Origin of the sequence: Mycobacterium sp., assembly GCF_049280035.1 — a bacterium.
Taxonomy (GTDB): domain Bacteria; phylum Actinomycetota; class Actinomycetes; order Mycobacteriales; family Mycobacteriaceae; genus Mycobacterium.
In genome coordinates this window covers 1-9,497 of record NZ_JBAPPI010000695.1, presented here as the reverse complement: position 1 = coordinate 9,497, position 9,497 = coordinate 1, and the positions used below count along the sequence as shown (strand labels likewise).

The 9,497-nt window shown below is 65.6% G+C and carries 12 protein-coding genes; 4 read left to right on the top strand and 8 right to left on the bottom strand.

Features of this window, described 5'->3' with window-relative positions; translation table 11 throughout:
• The 7 genes from WAN71_RS22345 to mrf all read right to left on the bottom strand — a co-directional run.
• Positions 1 to 1,316: PPE family protein (locus WAN71_RS22345; protein WP_422227423.1), on the bottom strand; the 1,316-nt coding region annotated here is incomplete at its 3' end.
• A 443-nt stretch (positions 1,317 to 1,759) separates the two neighbouring features.
• Positions 1,760 to 3,061: a YibE/F family protein gene (locus WAN71_RS22340; protein WP_422227422.1), complete on the bottom strand. Its 1,302-nt coding sequence runs from the start codon at positions 3,059 to 3,061 to the stop codon at positions 1,760 to 1,762.
• 88 nt (positions 3,062 to 3,149) lie between these two features.
• Positions 3,150 to 4,121: a metal ABC transporter permease gene (locus tag WAN71_RS22335; protein WP_422227421.1), complete on the bottom strand. Its 972-nt coding sequence runs from the start codon at positions 4,119 to 4,121 to the stop codon at positions 3,150 to 3,152.
• Positions 4,118 to 4,903 carry a metal ABC transporter ATP-binding protein gene (locus tag WAN71_RS22330; protein WP_422227420.1) on the bottom strand — a complete coding sequence of 262 codons (786 nt, stop codon included), beginning with the start codon at positions 4,901 to 4,903 and terminating at the stop codon, positions 4,118 to 4,120. Before WAN71_RS22330 ends, WAN71_RS22335 begins: the two co-directional genes overlap by 4 nt.
• Positions 4,890 to 5,864 (bottom strand): metal ABC transporter solute-binding protein, Zn/Mn family, encoded by a 975-nt coding sequence (locus tag WAN71_RS22325; protein WP_422227419.1) that lies wholly within the window; start codon positions 5,862 to 5,864, stop codon positions 4,890 to 4,892. Before WAN71_RS22325 ends, WAN71_RS22330 begins: the two co-directional genes overlap by 14 nt.
• Before the next feature lie 56 nt (positions 5,865 to 5,920).
• Positions 5,921 to 6,220 (bottom strand): type B 50S ribosomal protein L31, encoded by a 300-nt coding sequence (locus WAN71_RS22320; protein ID WP_422227418.1) that lies wholly within the window; start codon positions 6,218 to 6,220, stop codon positions 5,921 to 5,923.
• Positions 6,217 to 7,413, bottom strand: coding sequence for a ribosome hibernation factor-recruiting GTPase MRF (gene mrf / locus WAN71_RS22315; protein ID WP_422227417.1), 1,197 nt, complete (start codon positions 7,411 to 7,413; stop codon positions 6,217 to 6,219). Before mrf ends, WAN71_RS22320 begins: the two co-directional genes overlap by 4 nt.
• 113 nt (positions 7,414 to 7,526) lie before the next feature.
• Between mrf and rpmB the strand changes: the two genes are divergently transcribed.
• Genes rpmB through rpsR form a run of 4 tightly spaced genes read left to right on the top strand, consistent with a single transcriptional unit; the run spans position 7,527 to position 8,492 of the window.
• Positions 7,527 to 7,763, top strand: a complete 237-nt coding sequence (rpmB, locus tag WAN71_RS22310) for a 50S ribosomal protein L28 (protein WP_422227416.1) — start codon at positions 7,527 to 7,529, stop codon at positions 7,761 to 7,763.
• The gene (rpmG, locus tag WAN71_RS22305) at positions 7,763 to 7,927 is read left to right on the top strand and encodes a 50S ribosomal protein L33 (protein ID WP_422227415.1); all 165 of its coding nucleotides are present in this window, start codon (positions 7,763 to 7,765) and stop codon (positions 7,925 to 7,927) included. The genes rpmB and rpmG overlap by 1 nt, the downstream gene beginning before the upstream one ends.
• A complete protein-coding gene (rpsN, locus tag WAN71_RS22300) occupies positions 7,927 to 8,232 on the top strand; it encodes a 30S ribosomal protein S14 (protein WP_422227414.1) in 306 nt (101 codons plus the stop codon). The genes rpmG and rpsN overlap by 1 nt, the downstream gene beginning before the upstream one ends.
• On the top strand, positions 8,232 to 8,492 hold the full coding sequence (gene rpsR / locus WAN71_RS22295) for a 30S ribosomal protein S18 (protein WP_422227413.1): 261 nt from the start codon (positions 8,232 to 8,234) through the stop codon (positions 8,490 to 8,492). The genes rpsN and rpsR overlap by 1 nt, the downstream gene beginning before the upstream one ends.
• Before the next feature lie 499 nt (positions 8,493 to 8,991).
• On the opposite strand, the gene WAN71_RS22290 is transcribed toward rpsR, so the two are convergent.
• Complete coding sequence (locus tag WAN71_RS22290; RefSeq protein WP_422227412.1) at positions 8,992 to 9,408, bottom strand: MerR family transcriptional regulator; 417 nt, start codon at positions 9,406 to 9,408, stop codon at positions 8,992 to 8,994.
• Positions 9,409 to 9,497 lie beyond the last annotated feature (89 nt).

Here is a 9,497-nt window from a genome sequence, read left to right as displayed (position 1 = left end):
GTATCAGGCTGTGGCGCCTTTCTTTTGGCGCTGGAGCTGGCACTAGTGCTCATGCGTGAATCGAACCCGATGCCGGGTGGCCCCACCGCGTAGGGGGGAACAAAACCAGCGCCCACCGCTGCTGGCGGCGCCGGCGCCGGAGCGAAAGTGGCCGTGGTGCTTACCGCCGGAGCGGCCGGTGCCGAGGCGGGGGTCGCGGCAGGTGCCGGAGCCATCGCAGGAGCCCCAATCGATGCGACCATAGCCGGGGGCATTTCTGCGACCGGCACCATGCTGGGCACAGCTACCACCGGTGCCACCACGGGTTGAGGCAGGCCAGCCAACTCAGCCAGCCCCGCGAAGCCGCCCAAAGCCCCGACGGGGGCGATCGCGAGAGCGGGAGCGATCAACGGCTGAATTAGCGGATAAAAGATAGATGGATAATCGTCGGGGCTGAGGACCAGTAGAAACGGATTACTCAGTATCCCCAACGGATTCGTCAGAAAGTTATTGATGACGCGCTCCACGAACCCTACCGGATCCTCCAGCAATTCAAAGAGGTGGTCGCCCCCGAAGCCGTAGTAAAGATCCGACAGCAGGGGGAAGTTGTTCACCAACGACTCGACGATCTGCTGGATATATCCCACCGGATTCTGCAAGAAGGCTGCGACGTTGAAGTTTTGAATCAAGTTGAGTAACGACGACTGCAAGTCGGAAAGGTTGAGCGTGGACGCGTCGTGGATGAGCTGCTCAACGGCCTGGATGGCAGTGGCCCAGGCATTGCCGTAGGCCGACGCCGGGTTGACTACTGCCGGCGCCGGCTGGGTTTGCGGCGTCGACGTCACCGCGGCGCCCGAGACCGCTTGGTAGGTCGCCATCGTGGTGGCGGCCTGAACCCACATCCGCACATAGTCGGCCTCGTTGAGCGCGATCGGAATCGTGTTGATACCAAAGAAATTCGTCGCCAGCAACACCCCGTGAACCATGTGATTGGCGGCCAGCTCCGGCAGCGTTGGCATCGCGGCCAACGCGGCAGTGTAGGCCGCGGCGACGGTCTCGTGCTGGGCGGCGGCTGCCACGCTCTTCGCGCTGGCCTGTATCAGCCACGCCAGATACGGCCCATGCGCGGCCGCATACGACTCCGCGCTCGGCCCCTGCCAAGCACCGGCCTGCACCGCCGCCAATACGGTGCTGAGTTCCTCTGCTGCCGAGGCGTATTCAACACCCAACGAGTTCCACGCGCCCGCAGCCGCCAGCAACGACCCCGGCCCCGGACCGCTGCTCAACAACGCCGAATGCACCTCCGGCGGTGACGCCATCCAGACGGGCGCGGTCATTGCCCGCCGCCGACGATCAGATGCGAGACTGCCGCCGGGGCATCCCCCATCGCACTACTGATGCCGAAATCGGTCAGCCCGACCCGAGCCGCAAGCACCCTGCTGCCGCAGTTTCCCACGCCTATGCCGTCCCCTCGTGCGGTGCAAGATTGATCCGGTGAAGGTTAGCATTGCCTAAGCTAACTTGTCGAGATTTCGGAACGCGGGTTCTACTCGCGGGCAAACTGACCGTCTGCCGCACCGGCGTGGCCGGTCCGGCCGAAGTAGTCGGCTCTCCAACGGGTGGTCGGCAGCCTTGCTGTCGAGCGCGTCGGCTCGGACGTGGCTGTGGCGCTCAACCCACTGACTATGCTATTCGCAGGACCATTTACGTTGTGTGAGAAGATCTCTCGCTATCACAATCCGTCAGGCCCCGACACATATCGTGGCAGGCTCCGGCCCGACTAGGCCGGGCGGAAACCGGACTCCGGCCGCGGCGGCTCCTGACGATGCGTTGCGCCTCTAGGAGAGCCAGCAACACCGGGCGTTGCCAGCACCGTGGCGATCGCCGTAGTCAGCGGCACCGATAGCGCCAGCGCTATGCCGCCGACCGCCGAGCGCACGATTTCGATCGCCACGCTCTCGCTCGTCAGCACATCACCCAGCGAGCGGTTCGCCACGGAAAACAACAACAGCAGCGGCAGCGCGCTGCCTGCGTAGGCGAGCACCAGCGTGTAGACGGTGCTGGCGATGTGGTCGCGGCCCACCCGCATGGCGCCGACGAAAATCGCACGACGAGAACGACTTTCGCCCAGGTTCGCCAGCTCGAAGACCGTCGAGGCCTGCGTGACGGTGACGTCGTTGAGCACACCGAGCGAACCGATGATGAACCCAGCAAGCAGCAGGCCGGTGATGGACACCCGGCCCAGGTACGCGGCGACGTCGTTGTTCTGCTCTTCGGACAGGCCGGTGAGATGTGCCAACCCAATCGCCGCCCAGGACAGCAGCGCCGCCAGCAGCAGCGAGGCCAGCGTCCCGAGCAACGCGGCGCTGGTGCGAAGGCTGACCCCGTGCGCCAGATAGATCACGGCGAACAGGATCGCGGCCGATGCGACCAGCGCCACCGGCACCGCCGGCGCGCCGTCGCGAAGCGCCGGCAGCAGGAAAACCACCAGCACCAAGAACGCGACGATGATGCCGACCAACGCGAGCAGTCCACGCCAGCGCGCCACCGCTGCGATCACCACCGCGAACAGCGCTGCGATCCAGATAAGCGACCACGTTCGCTCGTAGTCGTAGAACGCGTAGCTGGTCACACCCTGCTCATCGACCTGCCGGATGAGTCGAACCTGCTCGCCGGCCGCCAGTGTCGGCTGACCCGGTCCCGCGCCGAACTCGAGCAACGTGGCTGCCCCGGTGTTGGGTCCCGAGCCAATCGCGATCAGCGCCTGGGTGCACCGCGCACCGCCGGGCGGGGCCGCAGCCGGGGCCGCAGTGAGGACCTTTCCGGCCGACGGGCTACCGCAGTAGCCCGGTCCGCTGGACAGCACCCGTCCCGCGGCTGTCATTACGGCGCCGCCCGCGGCGTTTTGGAACGGCAGCGGGACGTCGATCTTTTGCTGGCTCGGCCAAAGCATTACCGCGCCGGCAACGACGGCGACGCCGAACGCGGCGAGCAGACCTACTACAACGCGAACCGCGATTCGACCGAGCGGAGTTGCCGAACCAGAACCGCTCACGCGGAAATGCGAATGCGAGTGCGCCATTGCCGGTCAGGGGCGCGGTGCTCGGTATCGAGGGCAGATGCCGACGCGCTGTTTGGCTTTGGCGCGCCGCCGGTTCGTCGCGTGAGGTTCAGTCACCGGACCGCGATCCCTTACTGACCGGGCTGGTCAATGTTGGGGCGCCAGGCGCCATCGGCGGCCTTTCTACTGTCCGGGCGCGGTCGGGTGGGACCGGTTGGTCGAGCGCTGCGGCAGTGACGCGGACACGACGATCGGTCAGCCAGACCATCAACCAGATTCCGCAGGCAATGGTGACAATAGGGAAGCTGGGCGGGAAGTTGAACATCGCCGATCCGGCCAGTCCGATCCACACCGAGGTCACGCTGATGGCGGTGGCCATAGCCATCGCAACAGCCGGCCGCGGCGTGAGCATGATGGCCGTCGCCGCAGGTGCGACGAGAAGCGCGAATAGCAACAGCGTGCCCACGGCTTGCACGGCCATCGTCACCGCCACCCCGAGTAGCACCATGAACAAGACCGACAGGAAACGCACGGGGACGCCTTTGGCTTCGGCGACAGCGGCATTGATGGAGCTGTATAACAACGGCCGGTAGGCCATGCCGACACTTACCGCAAGCAGCAACAGCAGCGCCGCGAAGATGAGGAGTTGGTCGGCAGAGATGGCAAGCAGGTTGCCGAACAATATGTTGGTCATCGTGCTGGAGTTTTTGCTTGCCAGCGAGTTGAAGAAAAGGCCGAGTCCGGTGGCGAAGGCCAACGTGGTTCCGGTGGCGACGTCGCGCTCGGCGGCACGCGCGCCGAGTAAACCGATGACGACGGCCCCGCCGACGCAAAACACACCGAGCCCCAACGCTGGGGGCAGGCCCAGCAGAACAGCACCGGTGGCTCCAGGCAGCCCTATATGCGCGGAGGCATGCGCCGCAAAGGCGGTTTGCCGCACGACGATGAAATATCCGAGCAGGCCCGCCGCCAGCGCCACGATCGTCCCGCCGACGAGCGCGTGGCGCATGAACGCAGACCCAAGGATCGGCCACCAGTCGCTCTGGTAGCCTACCGGCATTGCCACGAAAGTTGTTGTCACAGAGCGCTCCTCAGAAACAACTCACCGTGCGGCGCGTGCGTGACCCGGATGGGTGTGCCGTACAGATCAGTCAACAACACGTCATCGACCACCTCGGCAATCGGCGCGTGATGAGCGTGCTCGTCGAGCAGATAGATCGCGCTGTCCAGGATGGGCAGCAGCGGATTGAGGTCATGGGCAACGACGAGGATCGTCATGCCCAGTTCGCCGTGCAACCGGGCCAGCAGGAGAACCATCTCGCGCTGGCTGCGCAGGTCCAGCGAAGCCAGCGGCTCGTCGAGGATCAGCATGCGCGGCGAGGCCACCAGCGCCTCGGCGATAGCCACACGCTGCCGTTGCCCGCCCGACAGTGTGGCCAGTCGCTTGTTAGCGAAGCCGCCAGCCCCGACGGCTTCCAAGGTCTGCCGAACCTGGCGTCGTTGCGCCGCGGTGATGCGCCTCAACGCCCAATGATGACCGGTCAAGCCCAGCAGTACGGCGTCGGTAGCGCGGACCGCTTCTCCAGCGCTGGCCGCGTAGTCCTGAGGGACGTACCCGATGCAGTTGCCTGCGCCGGGTCGCCGGCCGAAGACTCGCAACTGTCCCGACGCAACGGGAACCAAGCCGAGAATCATGTGCAGCAGCGTGGTCTTGCCTGACGCGTTGGCCCCGATGACCGCAACAATGCCGCCGGCGGGCACCTCGAACGTGGCCTGCGTCCAGATCAGACGCCCGCCACGCACCGCGCTGACATCACTGAACTGCAGCGCGGTGCGTTGGGCGTGAACCTCAGACGGCGACACCAAGCGCCTTCGCCAACTTAGTGAGTTGGGTGTCCTGCCAGCCCGCAAATGTCGTCTGGTCTTGTGGAACGGTTTCCGTAGCGGTTACCACCGGGACATTGGATTGCTCGGCGGCGGCGCGGATCTGGTCGGGTATTGAGCCCTCGGTCTGCGGGTTGTAGATCAGCACATCGATTTGATGGCTGGCCAGCGCGTAAAGGACCGCTTGAATGTCAGCTGGAGATGGATCGGATTCGCTGGCCGCGGCCCGTTGGTAGCCCTGCGGGGTTTTGTTGACTAGGCCCAGGGCGTCGGCCATGTAGTTGAAGATTCCCTCTGTGGCGGCGTAGGGCTTGCCTGCGGCGTGCACCTTGATGGTGTCGATCAGGCGGGTGTAGGGCTGCAGCGTTGTGCTGAACGCCGAACGCCGGTCGGTGAAGTAGGCCCGCGTCTGGGGGTCGATCTTGCTGAGCTCGGCAGTGACGGCGTCGGCGACGGCGGTGACCGCCGACGGGCGATACCAAAGGTGCGGGTTAGCCCCATCAGGGGTTTTCGTCACGTCGGCTGCGCTGACGACCGGTGCCACGGGCGCAGAAATAGCGGCCAGTTTTAACGCCCAGGGGTCATAACCCGCGCCATTGATCACGATCAGTCTCGCCCCGGAAAACGTCGCGGCGTCGCGTGGTGACGGTTCGTAGTCGTGCGGGTCCACCGAGGAACTGACCAGTACCGTCTTCACCTGAGCGCATGCGCCGCCGAGCTGAGAGACGATGTCTCCCCACTGATCGACGCTGACCGCCACATCGACTGGTGCACCCGGGCACGGTGGGGGCGCGCTGCTGGTAGCGGGCGCTGCCACCGCACCAGCGCTCGTGGTCGATCTCGATTGACTGCTCCGGTCTGAGCCGCAGGCGACCAGACCCCAAGTCAACGCCAAGACCACCGCCGCGGTGAGCTGAACGCGGCGGCCGCAACAGGTCATGATGCAAACGATAATCGGTCCCAATAAGCCCGTCTCTTTTGAAGCCACGCCTACGCCTAAGAGGCCCCACCATCGGCCGCTTCCGGGCCGGTCGCCGAGGATCGACGCAGCCCGTAGCGACGGTAGAACTTTTCGACCTGGCCTGCGGTGTCGACGATCCGACGCCCGCCGGTCCAGAAGGGGTGCGAGTCCGACGAGACCTCGACGACCACCAGGGGATAAGTCCGGACACCATCGGGCGTCGGCCAGTCGACAACGCGTGAGCTGGTGATCGTCGAGCGGGTGAGAAACAACTTTCCGGTGGTCGCGTCTTGGAAGACGACCGGATGGTAATCGGGATGAATGCCAGGTTTCATGACGCCTCGTCGTTGCCGTGCGCCGGCGTTGCGTCGGTGACGATGGGCGCGGCGTCGTTGCAAGGATCCTCGTGCCAATCGCCGAACGGGTCGTCGTAGTGCACCCAGGTCGCCGGTTCAGCAGCTTCATCGTCGGTTAGCAGGGCGCCGCGCAAGGCGTCGAGGATCTCGCCGGGATGGGTGCCACACACCAGGACCGTCATCGAGGTGTGCCGGTCGCCGAAGTCGTCGTCCCACATCAGGTTGGCAAAGGCACGCCGCTCCGGATCGATGTAGGCGGCCTCGGACGCGCTCATCGCGGCCATCCACTTGCCGGCGCTGGACACCCGCAGTCCGCCGCCGGCGGACTCCAGCCACATCGCCTGGTCGGAGCGGTTGGCCAGCCACAACCGGCCGCGGCTGCGGATCACTCCGTCGAGCAGGTGGTCGATTGCATCATGCAGGCGTTGCGGGTGAAACGGCCGGCGGGCGTTGAACTCGACCATCGCGACCGAGCCGTCGGGATTCAGTGGTGGCGCGCCAGCGAGCAGCGGGCCGTGCGGGTCATCACTGCGGCCACGCCGCGACTCGTCATCCAGGTTGGCAAGCGCCAGTTCGATGCGCTCGGTGCCAACCGTGATGCGGGAGCGGGGTGCGAGCCGGCGCAGCACCGCGAGCGTGACCGCCTCTGGATAACTGAGCATGATGACGTCGCCGAACTCGGCCTGGCCGACCACGACCTGGGCGGCGGTGCGCCCGTCGGCCAGCTCATCGTCGCAGAGCGCGTGGGTCAACCATTCGCCGGCATCCACGCAGGTGATGACACCGGCGATGGCCACATCGCGGGCGGCAGGGCCGTCGACGTAGCCGGGGCCGATGCGCACTCGAACATGGTTGATAGCCAAGCAGATCGGCTCGGGTTCCAGCCACGGCGCCAAGTGCACAACGATGCGCTGGACATCGCTTCGCCGATGCAACACGCGTAAATAGACCAGCAGGTCGTTGCGAATGGTGCAGGCCACGCAGCCGTGCGCCAGCTCCAGGACGGCCTCCGCCACGGTCAACTCGTCGCGCCGCAGCATCGCGGTCGTCCGCCGCACCACATGCCCGTCGAACCGGTGCTCGACGACCACCGTGCCCGGCCGCTGCATCAACGTACCGGTCACCGAGTCGGTGTCACCCTGACCGGCCACGAGAACCACGGGAGTCCTCATCACCATCCCCTATTGAAAACGATTTTCATCTACGCTTTCGACACGCTACAGTGGCGATCGCCGCTTGTCGAAAATGATTTTCATCAAGACTTCCACTGCTGAGGAGAGTGCCCATGTCGGCACGCTGTCAAGTCACCGGCCGCACAGTCGGTTTCGGTAACACGGTTTCGCATTCACACCGCCGCAGCCGACGCCGGTGGTCCCCCAATATCCAGACCAAGACCTACTTTCTGCCATCGGAGGGCCGACGGGTGAAGCTGCGGGTGAGCGCCAAAGGCATCAAGGTCATCGACCGCGACGGCATCGAGGCGGTCGTGGCGCGACTACGCCGTGACGGACAGCGGACCTGATGCCGCGCAACGAGATCCGGCCCATCGTCAAACTGCGCTCCGCGGCGGGTACCGGCTACACCTACGTCACGCGCAAGAACCGGCGCAACGACCCTGACCGGCTGCGGCTACGCAAGTACGACCCGGTGGTCCGCCGCCACGTCGAGTTTCGCGAGGAGCGCTGATGGCCAAGAAATCCAAGATCGCCCGCAACCAGCAACGCCGCGCGGTCGTGGCGCGCTACGCCGAGCGGCGCGCCGAGCTCAAGGCGATCATCCGCGCGCCGGCGAGTACCGCCGAGCAACGACAGGCGGCCCAAAGCGCGCTGGCCCGCCAGCCCCGCGACGCCAGCGCGGTTCGGCTGCGCAACCGCGACGCGGTCGACGGGCGGCCCCGCGGTCATCTGCGCAAGTTTGGGTTGTCACGTGTGCGGGTGCGGCAGCTCGCTCACGCGGGGCAACTGCCCGGCGTGCGGAAAGCCAGCTGGTGATGGCCAAAAAAGCTGCGCGGGGCCGCCGTCCGGCCCGGGTAGAAACCACGTCTCCGAGAAAGAATCTGCTCACCGGCCTGGGCATCAGCGCGGTGGACTACAAAGACACCGCCACCTTGCGAGTGTTCATCTCCGAGCGTGGGAAGATCCGTTCCCGTCGAGGCACCGGTCTCACGGTCCGCCAGCAGCGCCAAGTTGCGACCGCGATCAAAAATGCGCGCGACATGGCACTACTGCCCTCCCCGAAGGCAGCGCGGTGACATCCTGGCGCCGCGCCACCGACCGCGCCTTCACTGTCATCGTCTGCTCCTGCTGCGCGGCCGAGCCCGGGCTATCCGTCCTGCAGGAACTTCGTGAGAGCATCCGACGCTGCCAGCACGGCATGCTGGTCTCCGCGCCGTGCCTCCTAGGGAAGCTCACCTGCGCGGCGCGCACCGACGGGTCGGGCACCATGGTGCTGCTGCAGCCCTGCTCCACAGACCGATCACCCGTCGGCCCACCGCGATGGGTCGGTCCCATCACTAACCCTGCGGATGCAGAAGCTGTGCGGGCCTGGCTTGAGCGCGGCGACTGGGACATAGACACCCTGCCACAACGCCTGCGATCGCCACTGAATTCGCTGGCGGCTGCCAGCTCTCGCAATTGACGGCACACTCAAGGTCCGCCCTGGACGCCGAGCGCAGCAGCTTGTATCGCAGACCTGGTGATCTCATGCATGTTGGAACGGACCGATCGGGGCACTTGTCGGACGTTAAGTGTCTACTCGGAGCCCTCCTCGATGGCGCTGCAGATGGTGGCGGGTTTGTCGTCGGTGCAGCAGTTGTCGGCTCGGCGGCGCGTGCCTACCAGGGACCGGCGCAGGCTGAGCAATTCCTCGACCGTGGCGTCGATATCGGCGATTCGTTCATCGAGCACCTCACGGACGGCGGCACACGGCGGGATACCACCACTGCGGATGTCGAGGACTTTGCGGATATCGTCCAAATGCAGGCCGAGGGTGCGGGCGCGCCGGATGAACGTCAACAGCTCGACGTGGCGCTGATCGTAGAGCCGATAGCCTGTTGGGCTTCGATCGGCAGGTTCCAGCAGGCCCTTGGTCTCATAGACTCGTATCGCTTTGCGGGTGAGCCCGGCAGCCGCGGCGGCTTGCCCGATCGTCAGTTCGGATGCCGACATAATCTCGCACCTCCTCGCATCCCAGTATTGCCCTCGCCCCTGGGGCCAGGTTCTAGCGTTGGAACTCCCCGATCCACACATCAGTGAAG